Origin of the sequence: Streptomyces gardneri (assembly GCF_006539185.1) — a bacterium.
GTDB lineage: Bacteria > Actinomycetota > Actinomycetes > Streptomycetales > Streptomycetaceae > Streptomyces > Streptomyces gardneri.
This window is the reverse complement of sequence record NZ_BJMN01000027.1, coordinates 80,444-105,502: the sequence shown is the minus strand read 5'-3', so window position 1 is coordinate 105,502 and position 25,059 is coordinate 80,444. Positions and strand designations below refer to the sequence as shown.

Below are 25,059 nucleotides of genomic sequence, written 5' to 3'. Positions count from 1 at the left end.
TCAAGCAGGTGAGTTGCCCGAAAAGGTGGTTCCCGAGAGTAAAGTGTGTGATCCGGGTCACTATCGGTTTGGCGTGCGGGTTTACGGGTATGGGGTCGTCCTTCCTCGTGCGTCCCACCCGTCACCCGTCCCTCATCGGGCACACTGATTTGATCCGCACCACGTTCGGGGAGCCGCCGTGACCACACCAAGGGGAGACCAGCCGCAACACCACGCCGGGGTCGACCCGTTGGTGTGCCTGCGCGAGCCCACCGACCCCGACTGCGACGTCTTTCTGACCGGCACCGTCTTCCTCGACATCATCTTCACCGGACTCGACAGCGCCCCGGTCCGGGGCACCGAGTCCTGGGCCCGCGGCATGGGCTCCAGCCCCGGCGGCGTCGCCAACATGGCCACCGCCCTCGCCCGCCTCGGCCTGCGCACCTCCCTCGCCGCCGCCTTCGGCGACGACCACTACGGCGAGTACTGCTGGGACGCCCTGGAGCAGGGCGAGGGCATCGACCTGACGCTCTCCCGCACCGTCCCCGGCTGGCACTCCCCGGTGACCGTCTCCATGGCCTACGAGGGCGAGCGGACCATGGTCTCCCACGGCCACGAGGCCCCGCCGCTCGACGGCGCCCTGCCCGCCTATCCGCCGCACGCCCGCGCCGCCGTCGCCTCCCTCGTTCCCGGCCGGAGCGAGGAGTGGGTCGCGCAGGCCGCGCGCGGCGGCGCCAAGGTCTTCGCCGACGTCGGCTGGGACGACACCGGCCGCTGGGACCTGGCGGGCCTCACCGACCTGGAGCACTGCGAGGCCTTCCTGCCCAACGCCGCCGAGGCCATGCGGTACACCCGCACCGACTGCCCCCGGGCCGCCGCCCGCGCCCTCGCCGACAAGGTCCGCTACGCCGTGGTCACCCTCGGTGCCGAGGGCGCCTACGCCGTCGACGGCGCCACCGGCGAGACCGCCGAGGTCCCCGCCATCCAGGTCTCCGCCCTCGACCCGACCGGCGCCGGGGACGTCTTCGTCGCCGGCTTCGTCACCGGCACCCTCGCCGACTGGCCCCTCGCCGACCGGCTCGCCTTCGCGGGCCTCACCGCCGCCCTCTCCGTCCAGGAGTTCGGCGGCTCGCTGTCCGCCCCCACCTGGGGCGAGATCGCCGCCTGGTGGCAGCACGTCCAGGGCCACGCCAAGCAGGACCCGGAGGCCCTGCGCGGCCGGTACGCCTTCCTGGAGCGGCTCCTGCCGGCCCCCGCGCGCCCCTGGCCGCTGCGCCGCGCGGTGCCCACGATCGGCTTCCGAGCGGCCGCTTCGTAAATCCCTTCGGACCGTCGCCGCCAAGTCGTAGGCTTGGAAGCCGAGAGGTTGTCGAGCAGCGAGAACCCCGCAACGGGAGGTATGCGCAGGCCACAGTGCCGGCCCATGACTCAGACACCCACAGCCCACGACGGAGCGTCCCTCGACGGGAAGCCCGACCAGGCCCGCGCCCACTTCACCGTCCCCGCCAAGCATCCGATGGTGAGCCTCCTGGGCTCCGGTGACGCGCTGCTCCGCGTCATCGAGAAGTCCTTCCCGCGGGCCGACATCCATGTCCGGGGCAATCAGGTCAGCGCGGTCGGAGACGCGGCGGAAGTCGCCCTGATACAGCGCCTGTTCGACGAGATGATGCTGGTGCTCCGCACCGGTCAGCCGATGACGGAGGACGCAGTGGAACGCTCGATCGCGATGCTCAGGGCGAGCGACAACGGATCGGCGGACGGCGGCGGCGAGACCCCCGCCGAGGTGCTCACGCAGAACATCCTCTCCAGCCGGGGCCGCACGATCCGTCCCAAGACGCTCAACCAGAAGCGGTACGTCGACGCGATCGACAAGCACACGATCGTCTTCGGCATCGGACCCGCCGGTACGGGCAAGACCTACCTCGCCATGGCCAAGGCGGTCCAGGCCCTGCAGTCCAAGCAGGTCACCCGGATCATCCTGACCCGGCCTGCCGTCGAGGCGGGCGAGCGGCTCGGCTTCCTGCCCGGCACGCTCTACGAGAAGATCGACCCCTACCTGCGCCCGCTCTACGACGCACTGCACGACATGCTCGACCCCGACTCGATCCCCAAGCTCATGGCGAGCGGGACGATCGAGGTCGCGCCGCTGGCCTACATGCGAGGCAGGACGCTCAACGACGCGTTCATCATCCTCGACGAGGCACAGAACACGAACCCCGAGCAGATGAAGATGTTCCTCACCCGCCTCGGCTTCGACTCGAAGATCGTCATCACCGGTGACGTCACCCAGGTCGACCTGCCGAACGGCACGAAGAGCGGTCTTCGTCAGGTCCGCGACATCCTGGACGGTGTCCCGGACGTCCACTTCTCGACGCTCACGTCGCAGGATGTCGTCCGGCACAAGCTCGTCGGCCGTATCGTCGACGCGTACGAGCTGTACGACAGCCGCAACGGCCGCAACGGGAAGTAGTAAAACAGCACCATGTCGATCGACGTCAACAACGAGTCCGGTACCGAGGTCGACGAGCAGGCGATCCTCGACATCGCCCGCTACGCGCTCGCGCGCATGCGCATCCACCCCCTCTCCGAGCTCTCGGTGATCGTCGTGGACGCGGAGGCGATGGAGCAGCTCCACATCCAGTGGATGGACCTGCCCGGGCCGACGGACGTCATGTCCTTCCCGATGGACGAGCTGCGTCCGCCGGCCAAGGACGACCAGGAGCCCCCGCAGGGGCTCCTGGGCGACATCGTGCTCTGCCCCGAGGTCGCCACCCAGCAGGGCAAGGACGCGCCGACGGAGCACTCCATGGACGAGGAGCTCCAGCTCCTCACCGTCCACGGCGTGCTCCACCTCCTCGGGTACGACCACGAGGAGCCCGAGGAGAAGGCCGAGATGTTCGGCCTCCAGGCGGCGATCGTCGACGGCTGGCGCGCGGAGAAGGGCCACACCGGCCCGTCCCCGGCGCCGACCGTCTCCTGACCCGATGGACGTCTCGCTGATCCTCGGCGCCGTCGCGCTGGTCGTCGTCGCCTGGCTCGCCGCATGCGCCGAGGCCGGTCTCGCCCGCGTCACCAGCTTCCGCGCCGCCGAGGCCGTACGGTCCGGGCGGCGCGGGGCCGAGAAGCTCGCCCAGATCGCCTCCGACCCGACCCGCTATCTCAACGTGGCGCTGCTCGTGCGCGTCGCCTGCGAGATGGCTGCCGGCGTCCTCGTCACGTACGCCTGCCTCGAAGCCTTCCCGGAGACCTGGGAGGCGCTGCTCGTCGCGATCGTCGTCATGGTCCTCGTCTCGTACGTCGCCGTCGGCGTCTCGCCGCGCACCATCGGCCGCCAGCACCCGCTGAACACGGCGACGGCCGCCGCGTACGTCCTGCTGCCGCTGGCCCGGATCATGGGGCCGATCCCGCAGCTCCTGATCCTCATCGGCAACGCGCTCACCCCGGGCAAGGGCTTCCGCAAGGGCCCCTTCGCCTCCGAGGCCGAGCTGCGGGCCATGGTCGACCTCGCCGAGCAGGAGTCGCTGATCGAGGACGAGGAGCGCCGCATGGTGCACTCCGTCTTCGAGCTGGGCGACACGCTCGTCCGGGAGGTCATGGTGCCGCGCACCGACCTCATCTGCATCGAGCGGTACAAGACGATCCGTCAGGCCCTCACGCTCGCGCTGCGCTCCGGCTTCTCCCGGATCCCGGTCACCGGCGAGAACGAGGACGACATCGTCGGCATCGTGTACCTGAAGGACCTCGTCCGGAAGACGCACATCAACCGCGAGTCCGAGGCGGACCTCGTGTCGACCGCGATGCGGGCCGCCGCCTTCGTCCCCGACACCAAGAACGCCGGCGACCTGCTGCGCGAGATGCAGCAGGAGCGCAACCACGTCGCCGTCGTCATCGACGAGTACGGCGGCACGGCCGGCATCGTCACCATCGAGGACATCCTGGAAGAGATCGTCGGCGAGATCACCGACGAGTACGACCGCGAGCTGCCGCCCGTGCAGGAGCTGGGCGAGGACCGCCACCGCGTCACCGCCCGGCTCGACATCGGCGACCTCGGCGAGCTGTACGGCCTGGGCCCCGACGAGTACGACGACGAGGACGTCGAGACCGTCGGCGGACTGCTCGCCAAGGCCCTCGGCCGCGTCCCGATCGCGGGCGCGAAGGCCGTCGTGGAGCTCCCGGACGGGCGCTCGCTGCGGCTCACGGCGGAGTCCCCGGCCGGCCGCCGGAACAAGATCGTCACCGTGCTCGTGGAACCCCTGGAACCGCAGGAACCCGAGGAGTAGCCGCATGACCCCCGACCAGCTGCGCGCCTTCTGCCTGGACTTCAACGACGCGACGGAGGAGTTCCCCTTCGGCCCGGAGACCTCCGTCTTCAAGGTCGCCGGGAAGCTGTTCGCGCTGTCGGCGCTCGACGGCGAGCCGCTGCGGGTCAACCTCAAGTGCGACCCGGACGAGGCCGTACGCCTCCGCGAGGAGCACCCGGCCGTCGCCCCCGGCTATCACATGAACAAGCGGCACTGGAACACCGTGACCGTCGGAGAGCTCCCGGACCGGATGGTCCGGGAGCTCGTCGAGGACTCGTACGACCTCGTCGTCGCCGGCCTGCCCAAGGCGGTCCGGCTCCGCCTCGACCGGCCCTAGGGCCTGTCTGACAATTCCCGTCGGGTCAGGCGCGTCGCCGCAGGCCGAGGGCGACGAGGACCGCCGTACCGAGCACGATCGCCGCGTCCAGGGCGAGGACCGTGCGGACACCCCCGAACAGGTCTCCGCCCGTGGTCGCGAGCACCCCGAGCAGCGGGATCCCGATCGTGAGCCCGACCTGCTGGGTGGTCGTCACCAGGCCGGTCGCCAGGCCCTGCTCCTCGTCCGGGACGCCCGAGGTGACGATCAGTCCGTACGAGATGATCGCGCCGAGGTGGAACATGCAGGCCAGCGAGGCCGCGACCGTCGCCAGGAGCACGCCTGAGTCCCGTCCCACGCCGAGGATCGCGGCCGTCAGCAGGCCCTGCCCGGCGAGCGAGCCGACCAGGACCCGGCGTGCGCCGAGCCGGCCGATCACCTTCGGCGCGAGCATCCCGGCCACGACCGCGAAGACGCCCTGGACGCCGAAGACGAGACCGGTGGCGAAGGACGACAGGTCCAGCGTCTCCTGGAGGTACAGGGTCAGGACGAAGACGACGGTCGACATCATCGCGAAGGTGATCAGACCGCCCAGGTTGCCGAAGGCGACCGTGCGCCGCCGCAGCATCGGCAGCGAGACCAGCGGGGCCGCGTGCCGGGACTCGACCCGGACGAAGACCGCGAGCAGCAGCAGCCCCGCCACCAGCGTGACCTGGACGTCCGTACGGCCGAAGCCGTGCTCGGCGGCCGTCGACAGGGCGTAGATCAGGGCGAGCAGGCCACCGGTGACCGTCACCGCGCCCGGCACGTCGAGCCGGGGCCTCTCGGGGGTGCGGGACTCGGGCAGCAGGCCCGGCGCCAGCGGCAGCACGACCACGGTGAAGAGCGCGAGCAGGCCCATCGTGGAACGCCAGCCGAGGGTGTCGGTCATGACCCCGCCGAGCACCATGCCGACGGTGAAGCCCAGCGACAGCAGGGTGCCGGAGATGCCGAGCGCCTTGTCCCGCAGGGGGCCCTCGGGGAAGGTCGTCGTCAGGAGCGACATGCCGGTGGGCACGATCGCGGCGGCGCCGATGCCCTGGAGGGCGCGCCCGGTGAGGAAGGCGGCCGGGTTCCAGGCGAAGGTGGCGAGCAGCGAGGCCGCACCGAAGAGCGCGAGCCCGGCGAGGAAGAGCTTCTTGCGCCCGTAGAGGTCGCCGATCCGTCCGAAGAGGAGCAGGAAGCCGCCGGAGGGCAGGGCGAAGGCGGTGACGGCCCACTGGAGGGCGGACTGCCCGAGGCCGAGGTCGGCGCCGAGGGCGGGCAGGGCGACGTTCAGGACGGAGAAGTCGAGCGCCACCATGAACTGGGCGGCGCACAGGACGAAGAGGATGAGCCGGTTGCGGCCGGTGAGGGCGGCCGGGGCGGCCGGGGGAGTGGCGGGCGGAGCGGGTGAAGTGGTCGTCGTTGCCATGCCGACGACTCTCGCGCCACGGGAACAAGGGTGGGGAGCGGGTACTTATCCTGTTGGTCGCACCACCAGGCACCACCAGGCACCACCGAGCACCACCGAGCACCACCAGGCACCACCACGCACCACCGAGCACCACAGGCAGCATCCAGGGGGAGGAAGCAGACGTGGCCACCGCTCTTGAGAGCACCAGCGCGAAGCAGCACCGCCTCGGCGAACTGCGCGAGTTCCTGATGAGCCGCCGGGCCCGGGTGAGCCCGGCCGAGGCGGGGCTCCCGGACGGCGGGGCGCGCCGCCGCACGCCGGGCCTGCGCCGCGAGGAGGTCGCGGTCCTCGCGGGCGTCGGGGTGTCCTGGTACCAGTGGCTGGAGCAGGGCCGCGACATCACGGTCTCGCCGCAGGTGCTGGACTCGGTGGCGCGCGTGCTGCGGCTGAGCCCGGCGGAGCGGCGCCATCTGTACGTCCTCGCGGCGCTCAACCCGCCGGCCCTGGAGGCCGCCCCGGAGGACCGGGACATGTGCCAGGGGCTGCGGCGGCTGATCGACACGTGGATGCCGTTCCCCGCGCACATCATGGACGCGTACTGGAACACGGTGATCTACAACGACGCGGCGGCGATCGTGCTCGGGATGCGGCCGGAAGCCTCGCAGAACTGTCTCGTCACCTTCTTCACCGACCCGCTGTACCGCTCGCGGATGGGCCACTGGGAGGAGCTCGCGCCCCGGGTCGTCGCCCAGTTCCGGTCCGCCTGCTCGGAGTGCCCGGACGACGAGGGGTTCCGGACGGTCGTCGAGGAGCTCAAGGAGCTGAGCCCGGAGTTCGCCGAGCTGTGGGAGCGGCGGGACATCCTGCCGGGCGGCCAGAACCGCAAGGAGATGGAGCACCCGCTGGTCGGCACGCTGGTCGTCGAGGCCACGCAGCTCAGGGTCCCGGCCCGGCCGGACCTGGTCATCGTCATGCACACCCCGCTGCCCGAGGCCGACACGGCCGCGAAGCTGGAGTGGCTGGTCTCCCCGGAGGGGCGTCGCGGGGCGATGTACCCGGTCGCGGGCTGAGTTCCGTCGGGCCGTGGGGTGAGATCCGTACGGCCGTGGGGTGAGACGGCGACCGGGTGTGCGCGGCCTCCGACCTATGCTCGGGCCATGACACTCAGCAGCGAGCACGGCGACCTCGGCGCCGAGGACCTCAAGATCATCACCTTGGCGCGCAGCGCCCGCGCGCGCAACGGCGTGCCCGAGGGGGCGGCCGTACGGGACGAGACCGGGCGGACCTACGTCGCGGGGACCGTGGAGCTGGAGTCGCTCAAGCTGAGCGCGCTGCAGACCGCGGTGGCGATGGCGGTGGCCAGCGGCGCCCAGTCCCTGGAGGCGGCGGCCGTCGTGTCGAACGCCGGGGCGGCCTCGGCGGAGGACCGCGCGGCCGTACGGGACCTCGGCGGCCCGGAGACGCCGGTGCTGCTCGCCGGTCCCGACGGGAAGCTGCGCGAGGCCGTCACCGCGGGCTGAGGAACGGAACCAGGACATCGAGGGCCCGGCGGGACGCCGGGCCCTTGCGCGTTTGTGAAGGATCACCGCATCTTCTCTTGCCTTCCCCGGCGGTCTGCGTCTCAATGAGCATCGGTTCGCCCGACGGACCGTCAGATATTCGCCATTCACGCAGTGCCCGCACCCCTGCGTTCGTCATCGGAAGGGGTTCGAACTCGCCATGAGAAGCAGAAGCACCTTAGGGACGGTCGCGGTACTCACCGGAGCGCTCGCCGCCGCCGGACTCGCCTTCGCCCCGACGGCCGGAGCCGTCTCGCCGGGGTCCGCCTCGGCTCAGTACGACTGTGGCAGCTGGGGTGGCGGCACCGCCAACATCACCGCGACCCAGAGCGGCACGGCCGCGACCATGACCATCAGCACGGCCGTGACGACGCCGATCGCGGTCGGCGCCAACCAGATCAACGCGACGCTGACGCTGGCCAAGGCGGGCGGCGGCACCCGGGTGTTCACCGGGAAGAAGAACCCGGCGGTCGCCGCCGGGCAGCCCGTCACCATCGGTCCCCTGAGCGGGACCGTGGCCTCGGGCGACAGCCTCAACTCGTACTTCGCGGGTGTCGCCCTCAAGATGGTGATCTTCGGGGTCACGGTGAACTGTGACGCCGTGACCTCGCAGACTCCTGGCCCGTTCGTCTTCAGCTGAGCCCTGCCCCACCCCTGACCGGTGCCGCCGACGGCGGCACCGGTCTCTGGCGTGACCTGGGCAAATGTCAGGTATGAGCTGATCTTGACAGAATCTGATGGGTCATCAGTCGATGGTTTTCGATTCCATTGACTTCTCTTGGCCCGCAGCCGTCAATGGCGCCCTCTCATCCCTCAGGAGGGGGCCCACACATGGCACTCAACCGATCCAGGGCGGCGACCCGAAGACGGCGTTGGACGGCCGTCCTCGGCGCGACCGCCCTCGCGGTCGCCGCAGGCGGCGCCATCGCCGCTCCGGCCCACGCGACCACCAACTCCACCCCCGTGGAGTTCCAGACCCGGTGTGTCCCGCCGCCGATCGCCGGCATCCCGCCCATCACGGGCACCACGACCGCCGAGATCACGGTCGACAAGGCCGCGCCCAAGGTCGGCGACACGGTCACGGTGACCTACACGATCACCAAGCCCGCCGCGTCGAACCCCGTCGACCTCGCGCTCCCGGCCGACATCATGACCCCGAGCGGCAAGGTCGTCCTCGGCGGCGCCCAGGCCGGCGCGGTCAACGTCACCGGACCCAAGAAGAACCCGCCCATCCCGGGCAAGGGCTCCTTCCCGGCCTTCTCCATGACCGGCACCTTCACGGTCACCGAGGCCGGATCGATCACCCTCTCGCCGGGCGACTACAACATCCACACCAGCTACCTCATGGAGCTGGACACCCCCTGTACGGTGCTCAACCCGCCCGCCCCGGTCTCCGAGACGGTCGTCGCGAGCCCCGTGACCAGCCCCAACGCGCGGACGCTCCAGCTCGACAGCGCCTCGGGCGACCCCGGGGTCCGGGTGACCGTCACCGGCGCCAAGTTCACCCCGCTCGCCGAGGTCACCGTCGTCGGCCGGGCCGGCGGCGCGGAGACCGCCGACAAGATGACCGTCACGACCGACAGCGAGGGCGGCTTCGCCGCGCGCCTGAAGGTCAACGACCCGGCCACCACCGGTGTCGTGGCATACGAGGGCGCGGCCTGGGACCCGGAGAAGGGCGCCGGACCCGCCGCGTACAAGGTCGTCGTACCGGCCCCGCCGAACAGCCAGACGATCACCGCGGCCGTCACGGCGGGCGAGCTCTCCATGAGCCAGGCCGGCGACGCCGTCGAGCTGACCTCGGTCGACTTCGGCCAGGGCGGCGCGGCCACCGGCGATCTGAAGACGGTGACGGTCAAGGACTTCCGCGGCGGCCCCGCGGGCTGGTCCCTCACCGGCAAGGTCACCGACTTCACCGGCCCCGGCGGAGCCATCGGCGCCGGGAACCTCAGCTGGACCCCTGCCTGCGCCGCCAAGGCCGGCAGCCCCAGCACCTGCGCGGCCGGCTCGGCCGGTCCCGTCGGCAGCGGCGGCGCGACCCTCGCCTCCACGCCGAACGGCACCCTCACGGGCGGCGAGTTCACCGTCGACGCCAAGCTCTCCCTCGACGTCCCGGCGTTCACCGCGCCCGGCTCGTACGCGGGCGTGCTGACGCTGACCCTGTCCTGACCACCCGGCGGGCCGGCCGGGCGACCCCCGGCCGGCCCGCTCCGCACCCGGGGGTTCTCCGCACTGTGCGCAGCAAGCCGTACGTCCTCCTGCCGCTCTCCCTGCCGCTCCTCCTGGGCGCGCTCCTGGTGCTCCTGGGCGCCGCGCCGCGGGCCGCCGCCGCCGAGAACGGCGAGTGGGCCGTCTACCCGGCCGCGGCGAAGCTCGGCAGCCGCCCGTACTTCTACCTCTCCGTCGACCCCGGCACCTCGCTCACCGAGCGCGTCACCGTCACCAACAAGACGGCCGCCCCGCTCACCTTCCGGCTGTACGGCGCCGACGCCTACAACACCGACCGGGACGGCGGTTTCGCCATCCGCACGCAGGCGGAGAAGCAGACCGGCGCCGGGGCCTGGATCAAGCCGCAGCGGACCCGCGTCACGGTCCCGCCGCGCTCCGCCGTCACCGTCCCGTACACGCTGACCGTCCCTGCCGACGCCGACCCCGGCGACCACCCCGGCGCCCTCGTCGCCCTCGACGAGCGGATCAGCCCGAGCGGGCAGGGCTCCGTCGCCGTCGGCGTCCAGCGCGCGGTCGGCGCCCGCGTCTACCTCCGGGTCAACGGACCGACCGTCCCCGCCCTCGCGGTGGAGGACGTCACCCTCGACCAGGACCGGCCGCTCGTCCCCGGCGTCGGCGCCAGCAGCGCCCTCGTCTCGTACACCCTGCACAACCGGGGCAACGTCACCCTCAACCCCAAGGTCGTCCTGAAGGCCGAGGGGCTCTTCGGCCGCACGCTCCTCGACCGCGACCTGGCGAAGGTGCCGTCCGAGCTGCTGCCACGCCAGAAGATCCGGCTCACCGAGCGATGGGACGGCTCCCCGCAGTTCGACTGGGGCGATGTGACGCTCACCGCCAGCGCGAAGGACGTGAAGGAGACCGGGACCGTGTCCTTCGCGGCCCTGCCCTGGCTGGCCGCCGGGATCCTCCTCGTCGCGACCGTGACCGGCTTCTTCGGCCTCCGGATGCGCCGCCGCCGGGCCCTGAGCGAGGCCTGAGGCGGGCCCCGGGACGTCCTGAGTGCGTGAGGCGGGCGCTCATCGGGGACAATGGCCCCCATGAGCGCTCGCAACCCTGAAACCGAAGCCGTCCACCGGGCCGGCTTCGCCTGCTTCGTCGGCCGCCCCAACGCGGGCAAGTCCACCCTCACGAACGCTCTGGTCGGCCAGAAGGTGGCCATCACCTCGAACCGGCCGCAGACCACCCGGCACACCGTCCGCGGCATCGTGCACCGCCCGGACGCGCAGCTGATCCTGGTCGACACCCCGGGCCTCCACAAGCCGCGCACCCTCCTCGGCGAGCGGCTCAACGACGTGGTGCGCACCACCTGGGCCGAGGTCGACGTGATCGGCTTCTGCCTGCCCGCCGACCAGAAGCTCGGCCCCGGCGACAAGTTCATCGTCAAGGAACTCGCCGCGATCAAGAAGACCCCGAAGGTCGCGATCATCACCAAGACCGACCTGGTCGACTCCAAGACGCTCGCCGAGCAGCTCATCGCGGTCGACCAGCTCGGCAAGGAGCTGGGCTTCGAGTGGCAGCAGATCGTCCCGGTCTCGGCCGTCGGCGACAAGCAGGTCCAGCTCGTCGCGGACCTGCTCATCCCGCTGCTGCCCGAGTCCCCGCCGCTCTACCCGGAGGGCGACCTCACGGACGAGCCGGAGCAGGTCATGGTCGCGGAGCTGATCCGCGAGGCCGCGCTCGAAGGCGTCCGGGACGAGCTGCCGCACTCGATCGCCGTGGTCGTCGAGGAGATGATCCCGCGGGAGAACCGCCCGGCGGACCGGCCGCTGCTCGACATCCACGCCAACGTGTACATCGAGCGCCCCAGCCAGAAGGGCATCATCATCGGCCCGAAGGGCAGCCGCCTCAAGGAGGTCGGCATGAAGTCCCGCAAGCACATCGAGGCGCTGCTCGGCACCCCGGTCTTCCTCGACCTGCACGTGAAGGTCGCGAAGGACTGGCAGCGCGACCCCAAGCAGCTGCGGAAGCTCGGCTTCTAGTCGGGGAGGTCCTCCGGCCTTCCCGCCACGCCCCCTCGCGCCGCGTTGTCCCCCCGTGGATGCGGCGCCATCATCCGGTCGGTACGTGTCGACGCGTACCGACCGGTCGAACATGGGGGAACACATGGACGTCGTCTTCGACAGCGACCTGTTACCGGCCGCCGCAAGGGCCGCGGGCTGGCAGGAGCTCGCCGACCAGGCCCTCTGCGTCACCCAGGTCCGCTTCCCGGACGAGGGCAGCCTGAAGGTCCGGCTCAAGGCCGTGGCCCTGCGGGACGGCGTCCAGCTCGCGGCGCTGACCTACGGCTCCCTGGCCTGCCGGCGGACTCCGGCGCTCATCAGGAGGTCGGATCCCGAGCTGTACCAGCTCGCCCTGATCACCGGCGGCCGCCAGAACCTGGAGCAGTGCGGCCGGCGGGTGTCGCTGGGCCGGGGCGAACTGGTGCTGTACGACTCCTCACGGCCGTACGAGGCCTCGGTCACCGCCGAAGGGGCCCTGGCCGACTCGCTCATCCTGAACGTCCCGAAGCGCCTCCTGCCCTTCCGTGACGCCCAGCTCTCCCGGCTCCTCGCCGTCCCGCTCCCCGCCCGGCAGGGCGTGGGCGGGATCCTCGCCCGCTTCCTCACCGGCCTCGGCGAGGAGGCACCGCACTGCACGCCCCAGGACACGGGCAGGCTGCAGAGCGCCGCCCTCGACCTCGCGGGCGCGGTCCTCGCGCACCACCTCGACCGGGAGCGCTCACTGCCGGCCCACACGCATCAGCACGTCCTGTTCCTGCGGATCGAGTCCTTCATCCGCGCCCACCTGGGCTCCGAGGAGCTGACCCCGGCCGCCGTCGCCGCGGCGCACCAGATGTCCCTCCGCGCCCTGCACCGGCTCTTCGGGCACCACAACACGACGGTCGCCCAGTTCATCCGGCGCCAGCGCCTGGAACACTGCCGCCGCGACCTGGCCGCCCGACACCTCAGCCACCTCACCGTGCACGCGATCGGCACCCGCTGGGGCTTCCCGCGGCCCGCCGTCTTCAGCCGTGTCTTCCGCACCGCGTACGGCATGCCGCCCGGCGAGTACCGCCACCGGGCGCTGCTCCGCGCGGGCACGCAGAGGTAACGACTGGGCACGGAGTGCGAATGCCCCGGCGGTACCGGGCTGGCTAGCGTCCTGCCCGGCGGTGGAACCCCCACCGACCGCAACGGGAGGAAACCCATGCTGAAGAAGCTGATCGCGAGCGTCGCCGTCATCGCCGCGGCCGGACTCGGCGTCACCGCCACGCCGGCCGCCGCGGACCCGTGCCCGTCGGGGGCGCTCTGCGCCTACCTGTCCACGAACTACGCGGGCGACCCGGGCACGGTCTACGGCAACAACAGCAACCTGCTCCAGTACAACAAGTTCAACAACGCGGTGTCGGTGTCCAACTCCGGTACGCAGTGCGCCGTCCGCATCTACAGCGGCACCGGCCGCACCGGCTCCTCCGTGAACATCCCCAGGGGCTACGGCATCGGCAACCTCGCCGGCAGCGCCTTCTACAAGAACGTCGCCTCGAACCACTGGTGCTGATGCCGTGAACCTGCGACCAGCGGCTCTGTTCGTCCTGTGCCTGCTGGCAGTGGGCGGGTGCTCCTCGGCACCCGCCCACCGGGACGCGAGCACCCTCCCCGTCCCCCTGGACGGGGCCACCGTCGTCCCCGAGCGGCAGGCCGGGACGCTGTACGAGGCCGAGGAACGGGCCGTCGACGCGTGCATGACCCGGCGCGGCTTCGCCTACGAGCCGGTGCCGGCCTTCCGGCCCGTCTCCGCCAACCCCTACGGCCTCCTCACGGAGGACGCGGCCAGGGCCGACGGGTACGGCCTCGCGTCCGCCGCGCTCGACGACCGCCCGGCCGACCCCAACGGCCCCGCCCTGGCGAAACTGCCCGAGGCCCGGCGCACGGCCTGGCAGCAGGCGCTCATCGGCACGGGGAAGCGCCAGGTCACGCTGACGGCGAGCGGGGCCCCGTCACTGCTCGTCAACACCGACGGCTGTGTCTACCTGGCCCGCCGCGAGGTGTACGGCGAGGCATGGGAGCAGGCGGAGGTCGACGCCACCGGAGCGAGCACGGAGGTCGTCGCCCGGGTCGCCGCCGCCCCCGAGTTCCGGGCGGCGCAGCGGACGTGGGCCGACTGCATGGCGGAGCAGGGGGAGCGGGTCACCACGCTCCAGGAGGCCCGCGGCCTCGTCCAGGACGCGGTGGCCGCGGCCGGCGACGACCGGCAGGCCCTGCTGACGGCGGGCCGCCGCGAGCGGGAGCTGGCCCGGCGCGACGCGCTCTGCCAGGGCCGCGGCGACCTCGCGGCGGTCACCCGCGCCGCCCAGGAGCGGGTCCAGGCCGAGCTGCCGAAGACCTCGTGGGCCAAGGCCACCCAGGTCAGGGAGTTGCGCGAGCGCGCCCTGCGGAGGACGGGCGGCGCGTGACCCGCAAGGAGGCGTGACCTGCAAGGAACTGCGACCCGCAACGAACAGAGGGCGAGCCCGCGGCTCAGGCGCCTTCCTTGAGGACCTTCGCGATGAGGGACCGCTGGGAGTCCGTGAGGCGCGGGTCGCAGCAGCGGACCGTCCGGCCGTCGACGCTGATCTCGTACGAGAAGCCGTCCGGCACGCCCCGGCCGTCGTCGTCGCCGTCCGCGAGGACGGCCACGGCCAGGGTGTGCCAGTCGTCGGCGTCGGCCAGGCCGGCGGTGTCCACCTCCGCCGACCGCTCGATGCCCGCGAAACCGCCCGTGCGCCGCACTCGAATCCGCATGGGCCCTGTCTACCAGCCGGTCAGTCGGTGGGCACCCCCACGGCCGCCCAGGCCTTCAGGACGGCCTGGATCTCCTCGCCGTCGCCGTACCGGGCCTTGGCCGCCGCCACCGTGGCCGCCGCGAACTCGGAGAACCGGGTCTCGGGGGTGAGGGTGCCGCCGGTCATCACGTCGTACCAGACCTGTCCGGGCCGCTCCCAGGCGTTCCCGCCCAGCTCGGTCGCGAACAGGTAGAAGGCGTGGTTGGGGATGCCCGAGTTGATGTGCACCCCGCCGTTGTCCCGGCTCGTGCGGACGTAGTCGTCCATGTGGCCGGGCTGCGGGTCCTTGCCGAGGACGTCGTCGTCGTACGCGGTCCCCGGGGCCTTCATCGAGCGCAGGGCCGTGCCCTCCACGTTCGGGTGGAAGAGCCCCTCGCCGATGAGCCAGTCGGCCCGGTCGGCGCTCTGCCCGAGGGCGTACTGCTTCACGAGGGAGCCGAAGACGTCCGAGACGGACTCGTTGAGGGCGCCGGACTGGCTGAAGTACTCCAGGTTCGCCGTGTGCTGGGTGAAGCCGTGGGCCAGCTCGTGGCCGATGACGTCCACGGGCAGCGTGAAGTCGAGGAAGATCTCGTCGTCGCCGTCGCCGAACACCATCTGCTCGCCGTTCCAGAAGGCGTTGCCGTAGTTCTCGTCGTAGTGGACGGAGGCCAGCAGCGGCAGCCCCGAGCCGTCGATCGAGTCCCGCCCGAAGGCGTCCAGGAAGAGGTCGAAGGTGGCGCCGAGGCCCGCGTACGCGCGGTTGACCGTGGCGTCGCCGGTCGCCTCCTCGCCCTCGGCGCGCACCCGCACGCCCGGCAGCTCCGTGCCGCGCTGGCAGTCGTACACGGTGCGGTGGGGCCGGCCGACGTCGGCCGGGGCGAGCGTCGGCGCGCTGCCGGGCAGCGGCAGCACCCGGCTCGTACGGGCCGAGGCGTCCGCGATGAGGGTGCGGCGCGCGGCGGCGGCGACGGCCGGGTTCGAGGAGCGCGCCAGGTGCTCCAGGAGGTGCGGCGGGACGATCGTGCAGAAGACGGGCGTGTGGGGATTCATCCCAGCAATGTGGCACTGCGTGACGCCACTGTCACGAGCTGAGACGAGGATTGGCGAAATGGAGTGATGCGTCACTGATCGGCCTTGACGTACGACCCGTCCCGCATACTGAAACGGGACGTCCGCCTCCGACGTCCCTCGGCTAAGCTGCGGCACATCATGCGTTTCGGGCTGCTTCTCCTTAGCTGCCGCGGCGAGGGCCTGTAGTCGTAGGCCGACCCCCTCCCCGCGGGACCTGGTGTTGCGTTCGACAGTCGGCCGTCCTTCTTGATGCTGGACCCGAGGAGCCCAACGCAATGAGCCAGTCCCCCTTCGTCAGCCGCCCCACGCCGATCACCAACGCGACGCAGCTGCAGAAGCCGTCCGGGATGCCGATCCACAAGTACGGCCAGTACGAGCAGGTGCAGATCCCCGATCGCACGTGGCCCGAGCAGCGGATCACCAAGGCCCCGCGTTGGCTGTCCACCGACCTGCGCGACGGCAACCAGGCCCTGATCGACCCGATGTCCCCGGCCCGCAAGCGCGAGATGTTCGACCTGCTCGTGCGCATGGGCTACAAGGAGATCGAGGTCGGCTTCCCGTCCTCCGGCGAGACCGACTTCGCGTTCGTGCGCTCCATCATCGAAGAGGGCGCGATCCCGGACGACGTCACCATCTCCGTACTGACCCAGGCCCGCGAGGACCTGATCGAGCGGACCGTGGAGTCCCTGGTCGGCGCGAAGCGCGCCACCGTCCACCTGTACAACGCCACCGCGCCCACCTTCCGCCGGGTCGTCTTCCGCGGCTCGAAGGAGCAGATCAAGCAGATCGCCGTGGACGGCACCCGCCTGGTCATGGAGTACGCGGAGAAGCTGCTCGACGAGCGCACGATCTTCGGCTACCAGTACAGCCCCGAGATCTTCACCGACACCGAGCTGGACTTCGCCCTGGAGGTCTGCGAGGCGGTCTGTGACGTCTGGCAGCCCGGTCCGGGCCGCGAGATCATCCTGAACCTGCCCGCCACCGTGGAGCGTTCGACGCCGTCCACGCACGCGGACCGCTTCGAGTGGATGTCCCGGAACCTGACCCGCCGCGAGCACATCTGCGTCTCGGTCCACCCGCACAACGACCGCGGTACGGCCGTGGCCGCCGCCGAGCTGGCGATCATGGCCGGCGCCGACCGCATCGAGGGCTGCCTGTTCGGGCAGGGCGAGCGCACCGGCAACGTCGACCTGGTGACCCTGGGCATGAACCTGTTCAGCCAGGGCGTCGACCCGCAGATCGACTTCTCGCAGATCGACGAGATCCGCCGCACGAGCGAGTACTGCAACCAGATGGAGGTCCACCCGCGCCACCCCTACGCGGGCGACCTGGTCTACACCGCCTTCTCCGGCTCCCACCAGGACGCCATCAAGAAGGGCTTCGACGCCATGGAGGCCGACGCGGCCGCCAAGGGCGTCACCGTCGACGACATCGAGTGGGCCGTCCCGTACCTGCCGATCGACCCGAAGGACGTCGGCCGCTCCTACGAGGCCGTCATCCGGGTCAACTCGCAGTCCGGCAAGGGCGGTATCGCGTACGTCCTGAAGAACGACCACAAGCTGGACCTGCCCCGCCGGATGCAGATCGAGTTCTCGAAGATCATCCAGCAGAAGACCGACACCGAGGGCGGCGAGGTCACGCCGGCCGCGATCTGGTCCGTCTTCCAGGACGAGTACCTGCCCAACCCGGACAACGCCTGGGGGCGCATCCAGCTGCGCTCCGGCCAGACCACCTCCGACACGGACGGCACGGACACGCTGACCGTCGAGGCGATCGTCGACGGCGCCGAGACCGTCCTGTCCGGCTCCGGCAACGGCCCGATCTCCGCCTTCTTCGCCGCCCTGCAGGCGATCGGCGTGGACGCCCGCCTGCTGGACTACCAGGAGCACACGATGAGCGAGGGCGCCTCCGCGCAGGCCGCCTCGTACATCGAGTGCGCCATCGACGGTCAGGTCCTGTGGGGCATCGGCATCGACGCCAACACGACCCGCGCCTCGCTGAAGGCCGTCATCTCGGCGGTCAACCGCTCCGCCCGCTGACCCGCGACGCCTCCCGGCGTTCCTCACGTCCGCTGCCCCGCACTCTTCCTCCCGGAGGGTGCGGGGCAGCGGCATGTGTGAGCTGCGTCACGGTTTCAGGTTCGCTTAAGGAAGATCACGACGTCATGTCGGAATCGGCGTCATATCAGGTGAGTTGACGGCACATCGGGGAATGGCGGAAGGTCGGCTCGTTCCCTTGGACACTCCCCCCACGCGCCCCCTTCGCACCTCCCTGACCTGGAGTTTCGCATGCGCACGACCGCTGCCGTGGCCGCTGTTCTCGCGGTGACCGGCACCGCCCTCGCCTGGGCCCCCGCCGCCTCCGCCGCCCCCGCCACGTCGTGCGTGACGAATCCGCTCGGCACGGCCGGGCTCTACGCCGAGTTCGTCGAGAAGGACTCCACCCGCTACTCGGACTCCGAGGGCGCGGTCGCGGTCGGCGGCGACGCGTACTTCGGTGACGCGAAGGTCGGCCAGGGCTTCTCCATCGGCCACAAGCTCACCGGCGCCGACCTCGCCAAGCTGCCCGGCGGCCACAGCCTCGTCGTCGGCGGCACCCTCCATGCCAACCAGGTCGTGATCAACAAGGGCTCCGGCGTGTACGGATCGCTCGACGACCGCTCCGTGAAGGGCGCCGGCTTCGCCGTCGACGGCTCGCACGCGAAGGGCGCCTCCGCGACCTCCCCGATCGACTTCGGCAAGGAGTTCGCGGAGCTGCGCGCGCTCTCCACCGGCTGGGCGGCGACCACGCCCAACGGCACGGTCGCCGGCGACAAGGGCTCCCAGGGCCTCTTCCTCACCGGCGCGGACACCGAGCTCAACGTCTTCGCGGTGGACGCCGCCGACCTGGAGAAGGCCCGGGCGATCACGCTCAAGGTCCCGGCCGGCTCCTCCACCCTCGTGAACGTCCTCGGCGCCTCGTACGACATGAGCAAGAACGCCACCTACGGCGTCTACTACCAGGGCGCGGACGGTACGGCCCCGGTCATCGACGACTACGCCCTGGCGAGCGAGGAGCACCGGCAGATCCGCTCCAAGCTGCTGTGGAACTTCCCGCAGGCCGAGAGCGTGAAGAAGAACTACACCTCCTGGCCGGGCACGATCCTCGCGCCGAACGCCAAGGTCGAGATGGGCGGCGCGAACATCGGCCCGGGCCACGTCAACGGCTCCGTCGTCGCCGAGGAGCTCGTCACCGTCCCCGGCGCCGAGACCCACCAGATGAACTTCGGCGGCTGCCTCCCGAAGGAGACCGCGCCCGGCCCCGTCGTCACCCCCGAGCCGCCCACGCCGACCGAGACGCCCGTCCCCACCCCGCCCGCGACCCCCGAGCCGACCCCGAGCGAGGGCGGCGGGACGCCCACGGCCCCCGCGACCCCGGGCGCCTCCGAGTCCCCGGAGACCCCCGAGACCTCCGCGTCGCCGTCGACGCCCGCCGAGAGCGCCGGGACCCCCGAGGGCTCCGTCTCCCCGTCGACGCCCGGCGAGGCCACCACCGCCCCGGCCGGCTCGACCCCCGCGCCGTCCGCCACCCCGGAGGGTGATCTCGCGACGACCGGTTCGGCCATCGGACCCGGCACGATCGCCGCCGCCGCGGCCGCGGTCCTCGTCGGCGGAGGCTTCCTGGCCTTCGCAAAGCGTCGCCGCCGCGCCTCCTGAGGGCCCGCGGACGGTGTCGTGTCTCGGCCATCTCCACGGCGATCTGCTGACGGGGTGCTGACGCCACATCAAGGATGTGGCTAACATCACGCCAACGCCGGCAGTGCAGCCGGGCCGTTGAGGAGGTGCGTGTGCGGTCTGCCCGGAATTCACGTGGTGGGAAAGTGGGCGTCTGCGGAATCCGCACCTCCTGGAACACGGTCGGAGACGGCGAGTTCTTCTGCGAGGAGTGCGGCGGCGACCGGAACTACCGGCGGCGCACCGGCCGCCGCAGGTTCGCCGTCCTGGGCGTCCCGGTCCTGCCCAGGGGCTGTACGGGCCCCGTCGTCGAGTGCGCGGCCTGTCACACGCACTTCGGCACGGAGGTCCTCGACCGCCCCACGACGAGCCGCTTCTCGGCCATGCTCCGGGACGGCGTGCACACCGTCGCCCTGGCCGTGCTCGCGGCCGGCGGTACGGATTCCCGCGCGGTCCTCGACCGGGCCGTGAGCGCGGTCCGGTCCGCCGGCTTCGCCGAGTGCACGGCCGTCCAGCTCGTCGACCTCGTCGAGGCCCTGGAGGCCGACACCGGGCGCTTCATGCCCGAGGTGAACCCCGAGGGCAGCCTCCTCGCGATCGAACTCCACGAGGCCCTGGAGCCGCTCACCCCGCACCTGGCGCCCGCCGGGCGGGAGTCGATCCTGCTCCAGGCCGCCCGTATCGCCCTCGCCGACGGCGTCTACAGCCCGACCGAGATGGAGGTCCTCGGGACCGTCGGGAACGCGCTCGCACTCGCGCCCGACGACACCGTCCGCCTCCTCGCCTCGGCCCGCACCGTCTCCTAGGGCCCTAGGGCACGATGTTCTGGTTGAGCCGGAACACGTTGTCGGGGTCGTACCGGCGCTTGACCGTACGCAGCCGGTCGAAGTTCTGCCGGTAGTTGACCCGCACCCGGTCCTGGTCGTCGCTGTCCATGAAGTTCACGTACCCGCCCTCCCCGGTGTGCGGGCGCAGCGCCTTCTCGTAGGCGCGGGTCCAGGCGATGTTCGCCTCCGCGTCCGCCGTGCCGGTCGACCAGGTCGCGCCGATGGAGTGCGAGAAGACGGCGTCCCGGTAGGCGAACGCGGTCTCCTCCGGCCCCACCTCGTGGCAGGCCCCGTCGATCGGGAAGATCGCGGTGTCCGACTCCATCGACGGCATCGTCCCGCCGTACTCCATGTGGGCGTCGATCGCGCCGTCCGGGAGATCACGGCTGAACGCGCCCTTCCAGTAGTGGAAGAGCCCCGGCGGCAGCTGCTCGTCGAAGAGGGTGTTGATCACCGGGTACGGCATCCGCTCCATGAACCGGCCGACGACCGGTCCGAGCCCGTCGAGGAGGCCGAGGACCTTCTCGTCGTCCGCCGTCGGGCCGCTGAAGCAGGTGAACGCGGCGCAGATCGGGCGGCCGTGCCAGCGCTCCGGCAGGAACGGCTCCTCGGGGCCGAGCGCGAGCACGAGGATCGTGTTGAGCTCGACCGGCGCGTCCTCGTTCATCCGCTGCCAGGCGCGGACCACGTCCGGGCCGAGCGGGTAGCAGGTCAGGCCGGCGAAGACGTCCGAGACCGGGTGCAGCCGGTACGCGAGCGAGACGGCGACCCCGAAGTTCCCGCCGCCGCCGCGCAGCGCCCAGAAGAGGTCCGGATGCCGCTCGGCGTCGCAGGAGACGAGCGTGCCCTCGGCGGTCACGACGTCCGCCGCGATCAGGTTGTCGCAGCTCAGGCCGCAGCGGCGGGCCAGATGCCCCATGCCGCCGCCGAGCGTCAGGCCGGCGATACCGGTCGTCGAGACGACCCCGCCGGTGGTGGCGAGACCGAAGGCGTGGGTGGCGTGGTTGAAGTCGCCCCAGGTGGCACCGCCCTCGGCCCGGGCCGTGCGCGCCTCCGGGTCGACCCGGATGCCCCGCATGCGGGACAGGTCGACCACGAGGCCGTCGTCCACGGTGCCGAAACCGGCGACCGAGTGGGAGCCGCCGCGCACGGCGAGCGGGAGGGAGTGCTCCCGGGCGTGGAGCACCGCCGCCATGACGTCACCGGCGTCCACGGCGTGGACGACGACGGCCGGGTGGCGGTCGTGCAGGGCGTTGTAGACCCGGCGGGACTCGTCGTACGAGGGGTCGCCACGGGTCACGACGGTGCCGCGCACGGCACCGCGGAGCGTGTCCAGGGGGTTGGTCGTGGTGGTCATGCTTCCGGTGTAGCCCGCTGCCTCCGGGGCGCGCATCGCCGGAAAGGCCCATGGGTGGGGTGGGAACGGCATGGGCGGTTCGGCCCACCCCCCCCCGTGTGGGCAATCGTCCCGCTGGGCTGGGGGTCCCCCTCTGGGGGAGGGTGGGCACACGGGACGGCGCCGTTGCGGGCGCCTCCGCCCTCTGCGCCTGGACCCGCACCGGCTGTACAGCGCACGGGGTGCGCGTCGAGGCGGGTGGGCGGGCGCGGTCAGACCAGGTCGTGGGCGTACGCGTAACCGGTCGCGGCGGCTCGGGAGCCCACGCCCAGTTTGGCGAAGATGTTGTTCAGGTGCCGGGAGACCGTGTGCTCGCTGATCACGAGCGCCTGGGCGATGTCCTTGTTCGTGCCGCCCCCGGCGACCAGCCGCAGGACCTCCGCCTCGCGGGCCGTGAGCCCGCCCGGCAGCCGCCGCCGCTTCCCGCCGGAGAGCAGCGCCGCCGCGCGCCGGGCGTCCGGTACGGCCCCGAGACGCTCGAAGACCGTCCGCGCGGCCGCCAGCTCCAGCCGCGCCGCCTCCTCGTCGCCCACCGTCCGGTCGGCCGCCGCCAGCAGCATCCGCACCTGCGCGGCCTCGTACGGGACGCGGAGCTCCAGCCAGCCGGCGAGCGCCTGCCGCAGCAGCCGCAGCGCGGGGCCGGACCGGGCCTCGGCCAGGGCGACCGCGCCCAGGGCCGTGTCGGCCGTCGCCCGCAGCAGCGGTACGTCCCCGGCCAGCGCGTCCAGCTCCCGAGCGGCCTTGGAGGCGCCCGGCACGTCCCGGACGGCGAGCGCCACCTCCGTGCGGGCGGCGAGCAGCCGGGCCCGGCCCAGGAGGTCGTGGCGCGGGTCGCTCTGGCAGGCGAGGGCGAGGTCGACGCCCGCGACGGCCGCGTCCGCCCTGCCCTGCGCGAGGCGCAGCAGCGCGAGCCCCGGCTGCGGGATCCTGCCCAGCTCATGGGCGTGCGCGTACGACACGGCGGCCTCGTCGAGGCGGCCCTGCCGCCGCTGGACGTCCCCGGCGGCGTAGAACGCGGCGGCGGCCGACTCCAGGCAGTCCACCGGCACCTCCCGGCACGCCTGCCGCGCCTCCTCCTCAGCGAGCGCCCAGGTGCCGAGGAGGTCGAGGACCTCGACGCGGTGGGCCCGGCAGACGCCCCGGAAGGGGTTCTCGCCGGAGGCCACGGCCCTGGCGGCGGGCGTGGTCAGGCTCGCGGGCCCGCTCTCGGGACCGGTCTCCGACGTGGCCCCCGGCACCGCTTCCGGCGGGCGGCCCGTCCACGGGGGCCCGCACCACTCCATCGCCGCGTTCGTCCACTCCACGGCCCGGCCGAAGTCCGCGGCCTCCATGCACTGGGTGAGGGCCAGGCAGTACAGCCAGCCCGTGAAGACGCCGCTCAGCTCGCCGGCGGTGACCGCGCACATCGCGTCGTCGAGGAGGGCGAGCGCCTCGGTCCTGCGGCCGTTCGCGAGGAGGACGGCGGACTCGGCCTGGCGGCTGAGGGCGACGAGGTCGGGGCTTGCGGAGCGGAGCGCGAGGCGGGTCATCCGGCGGGCCGCGGCGAGAGCGGCGGCCCGGTCGCCGTGCTGCTCGGCCTCCTCGGCGTCCGTCCAGGCCAGGAAGCACTGCTCCGGGCAGGGCGGCTGGTCCTCCAGGTGGTGCCGGGAGCGGTGGAGCCAGCCGGCCGCGGCGGCGGGCCGCCCGAGGCTGCGGTACTCGTAGTGCAGCCACCAGGCGGCGAGCCCGGCGCCCCGGTGGTCACCGGCCGCGAGGAAGGCGGCGTGGGCGCGGAGGCGGGCGGTGACGGACTCGTCGATGTGCCCCGACCACCAGGCGGCGTCGGCGAGGACGGACAGGTCGTCGGCGGTCAGCGCGCGGGAGGGGTGCAGGTCGTGGGCGTGCAGCAGCGCGTACGCCTCGGCCCAGGACTCCCGCTCGGCCGCGTCCCGGGCGCGCTCGACCGCGTCGGCGGTGTGCGCTGGGTGGAGAGTGGGTGCGGACATGGCTTCGCCTCTTCCCGGTCCTTTCAGGGTAGGACCGGGAAGAGGCGAAGGCTCGCGTGACTACTGGATGGCGCCGCTCGCGCGCAGCATGTCCTCGCGCTCGACGATCTTCACGCGCTCGCGGCCCTGCGGCTCGCCGAGCGCCTTCTCGGCGGCGTCCAGGGCGTACCAGCCCTCCCACGTCGTGTACGTGATGCCCTTGCCCTCCAGGAAGGACACGACCGCGTCCGTCTCAGGGGTCTCGGGCGTCAGCAGACGGCCGTTCGCGAAGTCGTCCAGGAGGTTCGCGACGGTCTCGTTGGCGTCGCCCTTGGTGTGGCCGATGAGGCCGACGGGGCCGCGCCGGATCCAGCCGGTGCAGTACGTGGAGGCCATGTGCTCGCCGGACTCCTCGATCACGCGGCCGCCCTGGTCGGGGATGGTGCCGGTCGTGGTGTCCCACGGGATCTTCGGGAGCTCGTCGGAGAGGTAGCCGACCGCGCGGTAGACGGCGGAGACGTCCCAGTCGGTGGTGGCGCCGGTGCCCTTGACGTTGCCGGTGCCGTCGAGCTCGGTGCGCTCGGTGCGGAGACCGACGACCTGGCCGTCCTCGCCGAGGATCTCGACCGGCGACTCGAAGAAGTGCAGGAAGAGCTTGTGGGGGCGGTCGCCGACGTCGCGGATCGCCCATTTCTCCAGGGTCTTCGCGACCATGTCGGTCTGCTTGTTCTTGCGCCGCTCGGCGATCGAGCCCTCGTCGTAGTCGATGTCCTCGGGGTTGACGATGACCTCGATGGTGGGGGAGTGGTCCAGCTCGCGCAGCTCCATGGGGCTGAACTTGGCCTGGGCCGGGCCACGACGGCCGAAGACGTGGATCTCGACGGCCTTGTTGACCTTGAGGCCGTAGTAGACGTTGGCCGGGATCTCGGTCGGGAGGAGCTCGTCCGCCGTCTTGGCGAGGATGCGCGCGATGTCGAGCGCCACGTTGCCGACGCCGAGGACCGCGACCTTCTCGGCCTCCAGGGGCCAGGTCCGCGGGACGTCCGGGTGGCCGTCGTACCAGGAGGCGAAGTCGGCGGCGCCGTACGAACCGTCGAGCTCGACGCCCGGTATGCGGAGCTCGCGGTCGAACATGGCGCCGGTGGAGAAGACCACCGCGTCGTAGAAGGAGCGCAGGTCGTCGAGGTGGACGTCGGTGCCGTAGTTCACGTTGCCGAAGAGGCGGACCTGCGGCTTGTCGAGGACCTGGTGGAGGGCGTTGACGATGCCCTTGATCCGCGGGTGGTCGGGGGCGACGCCGTAGCGGATGAGGCCGAAGGGGGCCGGCATCCGCTCGAAGAGATCGATGGACACGCCCGGTTCGGCGGCGACCTCGGACTTCAGCAGCGCATCGGCGGCGTAGATTCCGGCGGGGCCGGCGCCGACGATCGCGACCCGGAGGGGGCGGGGCATGACGGGATTCCCTTCGCAAGCGAGGTGGCGGCGGAGC

At 72.0% G+C, this 25,059-nt stretch carries 23 protein-coding genes; 17 read left to right on the top strand and 6 right to left on the bottom strand.

Going from position 1 to position 25,059, the window contains the following annotated elements:
- The first annotated feature begins 178 nt into the window (after positions 1 to 178).
- The 5 genes from SGA01_RS21145 to SGA01_RS21125 all read left to right on the top strand — a co-directional run bounded on the left by SGA01_RS21145 (position 179) and on the right by SGA01_RS21125 (position 4,617).
- Positions 179 to 1,297 carry a carbohydrate kinase family protein gene (locus tag SGA01_RS21145; protein WP_141297997.1) on the top strand — a complete coding sequence of 373 codons (1,119 nt, stop codon included), beginning with the start codon at positions 179 to 181 and terminating at the stop codon, positions 1,295 to 1,297.
- A 105-nt stretch (positions 1,298 to 1,402) separates the two neighbouring features.
- Positions 1,403 to 2,449: a PhoH family protein gene (locus SGA01_RS21140; protein ID WP_055643529.1), complete on the top strand. Its 1,047-nt coding sequence runs from the start codon at positions 1,403 to 1,405 to the stop codon at positions 2,447 to 2,449.
- 12 nt (positions 2,450 to 2,461) lie between these two features.
- A complete protein-coding gene (gene ybeY, locus SGA01_RS21135; protein ID WP_141297996.1) occupies positions 2,462 to 2,959 on the top strand; it encodes an rRNA maturation RNase YbeY in 498 nt (165 codons plus the stop codon).
- 4 nt (positions 2,960 to 2,963) lie between these two features.
- Positions 2,964 to 4,259, top strand: a complete 1,296-nt coding sequence (locus SGA01_RS21130; RefSeq protein ID WP_141297995.1) for a hemolysin family protein — start codon at positions 2,964 to 2,966, stop codon at positions 4,257 to 4,259.
- A 4-nt stretch (positions 4,260 to 4,263) separates the two neighbouring features.
- Positions 4,264 to 4,617, top strand: coding sequence for an MmcQ/YjbR family DNA-binding protein (locus SGA01_RS21125; RefSeq protein ID WP_141297994.1), 354 nt, complete (start codon positions 4,264 to 4,266; stop codon positions 4,615 to 4,617).
- Positions 4,618 to 4,642: 25 nt separating this feature from the next.
- Here SGA01_RS21125 and SGA01_RS21120 read toward each other — a convergent pair whose 3' ends face one another.
- Positions 4,643 to 6,049, bottom strand: coding sequence for an MFS transporter (locus SGA01_RS21120; protein ID WP_141297993.1), 1,407 nt, complete (start codon positions 6,047 to 6,049; stop codon positions 4,643 to 4,645).
- 230 nt (positions 6,050 to 6,279) lie between these two features.
- Between SGA01_RS21120 and SGA01_RS21115 the strand changes: the two genes are divergently transcribed.
- The 9 genes from SGA01_RS21115 to SGA01_RS21075 all read left to right on the top strand — a co-directional run bounded on the left by SGA01_RS21115 (position 6,280) and on the right by SGA01_RS21075 (position 14,248).
- Positions 6,280 to 7,101, top strand: a complete 822-nt coding sequence (locus SGA01_RS21115) for a helix-turn-helix transcriptional regulator (protein ID WP_141298044.1) — start codon at positions 6,280 to 6,282, stop codon at positions 7,099 to 7,101.
- A gap of 87 nt (positions 7,102 to 7,188) precedes the next feature.
- A complete protein-coding gene (locus tag SGA01_RS21110; protein WP_055643534.1) occupies positions 7,189 to 7,551 on the top strand; it encodes a cytidine deaminase-like protein in 363 nt (120 codons plus the stop codon).
- A gap of 199 nt (positions 7,552 to 7,750) precedes the next feature.
- A complete protein-coding gene (locus SGA01_RS21105; RefSeq protein ID WP_055643535.1) occupies positions 7,751 to 8,230 on the top strand; it encodes a hypothetical protein in 480 nt (159 codons plus the stop codon).
- A gap of 191 nt (positions 8,231 to 8,421) precedes the next feature.
- Positions 8,422 to 9,756 carry a hypothetical protein gene (locus SGA01_RS21100; RefSeq protein WP_055643536.1) on the top strand — a complete coding sequence of 445 codons (1,335 nt, stop codon included), beginning with the start codon at positions 8,422 to 8,424 and terminating at the stop codon, positions 9,754 to 9,756.
- A 65-nt stretch (positions 9,757 to 9,821) separates the two neighbouring features.
- On the top strand, positions 9,822 to 10,793 hold the full coding sequence (locus SGA01_RS21095; RefSeq protein ID WP_229917530.1) for a WxL protein peptidoglycan domain-containing protein: 972 nt from the start codon (positions 9,822 to 9,824) through the stop codon (positions 10,791 to 10,793).
- 51 nt (positions 10,794 to 10,844) lie between these two features.
- Entirely contained in the window at positions 10,845 to 11,795 is a 951-nt protein-coding gene (gene era, locus SGA01_RS21090; protein ID WP_099054281.1) for a GTPase Era, read from the top strand.
- Positions 11,796 to 11,880: 85 nt separating this feature from the next.
- The gene (locus tag SGA01_RS21085; protein WP_141297992.1) at positions 11,881 to 12,906 is read left to right on the top strand and encodes an AraC-like ligand-binding domain-containing protein; all 1,026 of its coding nucleotides are present in this window, start codon (positions 11,881 to 11,883) and stop codon (positions 12,904 to 12,906) included.
- Positions 12,907 to 13,002: 96 nt separating this feature from the next.
- Entirely contained in the window at positions 13,003 to 13,353 is a 351-nt protein-coding gene (locus SGA01_RS21080; protein ID WP_141297991.1) for a peptidase inhibitor family I36 protein, read from the top strand.
- A 4-nt stretch (positions 13,354 to 13,357) separates the two neighbouring features.
- On the top strand, positions 13,358 to 14,248 hold the full coding sequence (locus tag SGA01_RS21075) for a hypothetical protein (protein WP_141297990.1): 891 nt from the start codon (positions 13,358 to 13,360) through the stop codon (positions 14,246 to 14,248).
- A gap of 64 nt (positions 14,249 to 14,312) precedes the next feature.
- Here SGA01_RS21075 and SGA01_RS21070 read toward each other — a convergent pair whose 3' ends face one another.
- Positions 14,313 to 14,576 carry a protealysin inhibitor emfourin gene (locus SGA01_RS21070; RefSeq protein WP_141297989.1) on the bottom strand — a complete coding sequence of 88 codons (264 nt, stop codon included), beginning with the start codon at positions 14,574 to 14,576 and terminating at the stop codon, positions 14,313 to 14,315.
- A gap of 20 nt (positions 14,577 to 14,596) precedes the next feature.
- Complete coding sequence (locus tag SGA01_RS21065) at positions 14,597 to 15,649, bottom strand: M4 family metallopeptidase (protein ID WP_141297988.1); 1,053 nt, start codon at positions 15,647 to 15,649, stop codon at positions 14,597 to 14,599.
- A 296-nt stretch (positions 15,650 to 15,945) separates the two neighbouring features.
- Here SGA01_RS21065 and leuA point away from each other — a divergent pair, with 296 nt between their 5' ends.
- From leuA to SGA01_RS21050, 3 genes are all read left to right on the top strand, one after another.
- Positions 15,946 to 17,709: a 2-isopropylmalate synthase gene (gene leuA / locus SGA01_RS21060; protein WP_141297987.1), complete on the top strand. Its 1,764-nt coding sequence runs from the start codon at positions 15,946 to 15,948 to the stop codon at positions 17,707 to 17,709.
- A 249-nt stretch (positions 17,710 to 17,958) separates the two neighbouring features.
- A complete protein-coding gene (locus tag SGA01_RS21055) occupies positions 17,959 to 19,365 on the top strand; it encodes a choice-of-anchor A family protein (protein ID WP_141297986.1) in 1,407 nt (468 codons plus the stop codon).
- Positions 19,366 to 19,496: 131 nt separating this feature from the next.
- The gene (locus SGA01_RS21050; RefSeq protein WP_055643543.1) at positions 19,497 to 20,189 is read left to right on the top strand and encodes a TerB family tellurite resistance protein; all 693 of its coding nucleotides are present in this window, start codon (positions 19,497 to 19,499) and stop codon (positions 20,187 to 20,189) included.
- A gap of 4 nt (positions 20,190 to 20,193) precedes the next feature.
- Here the strand turns inward: SGA01_RS21050 and SGA01_RS21045 are convergent, their stop codons facing one another.
- From SGA01_RS21045 to SGA01_RS21035, 3 genes are all read right to left on the bottom strand, one after another.
- Positions 20,194 to 21,567: an FAD-binding oxidoreductase gene (locus tag SGA01_RS21045; protein WP_141297985.1), complete on the bottom strand. Its 1,374-nt coding sequence runs from the start codon at positions 21,565 to 21,567 to the stop codon at positions 20,194 to 20,196.
- A gap of 251 nt (positions 21,568 to 21,818) precedes the next feature.
- The gene (locus SGA01_RS21040) at positions 21,819 to 23,591 is read right to left on the bottom strand and encodes a LuxR family transcriptional regulator (protein WP_141297984.1); all 1,773 of its coding nucleotides are present in this window, start codon (positions 23,589 to 23,591) and stop codon (positions 21,819 to 21,821) included.
- A 60-nt stretch (positions 23,592 to 23,651) separates the two neighbouring features.
- On the bottom strand, positions 23,652 to 25,022 hold the full coding sequence (locus SGA01_RS21035) for an FAD-dependent oxidoreductase (protein WP_141297983.1): 1,371 nt from the start codon (positions 25,020 to 25,022) through the stop codon (positions 23,652 to 23,654).
- Between the last annotated feature and the right edge of the window lie 37 nt (positions 25,023 to 25,059).

Excerpts from the sequence above, each read along its gene's own strand:
- SGA01_RS21125 (WP_141297994.1), top strand. The coding sequence starts at position 4,264 with ATGACCCCCGACCAGCTGCGCGCCTTCTGCCTGGACTTCAACGACGCG.
- SGA01_RS21100 (WP_055643536.1), top strand. The coding sequence starts at position 8,422 with ATGGCACTCAACCGATCCAGGGCGGCGACCCGAAGACGGCGTTGGACG.
- leuA (WP_141297987.1), top strand. The coding sequence starts at position 15,946 with ATGAGCCAGTCCCCCTTCGTCAGCCGCCCCACGCCGATCACCAACGCG.
- SGA01_RS21120 (WP_141297993.1), bottom strand. The coding sequence starts at position 6,049 with ATGGCAACGACGACCACTTCACCCGCTCCGCCCGCCACTCCCCCGGCC.
- SGA01_RS21105 (WP_055643535.1), top strand. The coding sequence starts at position 7,751 with ATGAGAAGCAGAAGCACCTTAGGGACGGTCGCGGTACTCACCGGAGCG.
- SGA01_RS21140 (WP_055643529.1), top strand. The coding sequence starts at position 1,403 with ATGACTCAGACACCCACAGCCCACGACGGAGCGTCCCTCGACGGGAAG.
- SGA01_RS21080 (WP_141297991.1), top strand. The coding sequence starts at position 13,003 with ATGCTGAAGAAGCTGATCGCGAGCGTCGCCGTCATCGCCGCGGCCGGA.
- era (WP_099054281.1), top strand. The coding sequence starts at position 10,845 with ATGGCCCCCATGAGCGCTCGCAACCCTGAAACCGAAGCCGTCCACCGG.
- SGA01_RS21055 (WP_141297986.1), top strand. The coding sequence starts at position 17,959 with ATGCGCACGACCGCTGCCGTGGCCGCTGTTCTCGCGGTGACCGGCACC.
- SGA01_RS21065 (WP_141297988.1), bottom strand. The coding sequence starts at position 15,649 with ATGAATCCCCACACGCCCGTCTTCTGCACGATCGTCCCGCCGCACCTC.
- ybeY (WP_141297996.1), top strand. The coding sequence starts at position 2,462 with ATGTCGATCGACGTCAACAACGAGTCCGGTACCGAGGTCGACGAGCAG.
- SGA01_RS21040 (WP_141297984.1), bottom strand. The coding sequence starts at position 23,591 with ATGTCCGCACCCACTCTCCACCCAGCGCACACCGCCGACGCGGTCGAG.
- SGA01_RS21115 (WP_141298044.1), top strand. The coding sequence starts at position 6,280 with ATGAGCCGCCGGGCCCGGGTGAGCCCGGCCGAGGCGGGGCTCCCGGAC.
- SGA01_RS21045 (WP_141297985.1), bottom strand. The coding sequence starts at position 21,567 with ATGACCACCACGACCAACCCCCTGGACACGCTCCGCGGTGCCGTGCGC.
- SGA01_RS21070 (WP_141297989.1), bottom strand. The coding sequence starts at position 14,576 with ATGCGGATTCGAGTGCGGCGCACGGGCGGTTTCGCGGGCATCGAGCGG.
- SGA01_RS21035 (WP_141297983.1), bottom strand. The coding sequence starts at position 25,022 with ATGCCCCGCCCCCTCCGGGTCGCGATCGTCGGCGCCGGCCCCGCCGGA.
- SGA01_RS21110 (WP_055643534.1), top strand. The coding sequence starts at position 7,189 with ATGACACTCAGCAGCGAGCACGGCGACCTCGGCGCCGAGGACCTCAAG.
- SGA01_RS21130 (WP_141297995.1), top strand. The coding sequence starts at position 2,964 with ATGGACGTCTCGCTGATCCTCGGCGCCGTCGCGCTGGTCGTCGTCGCC.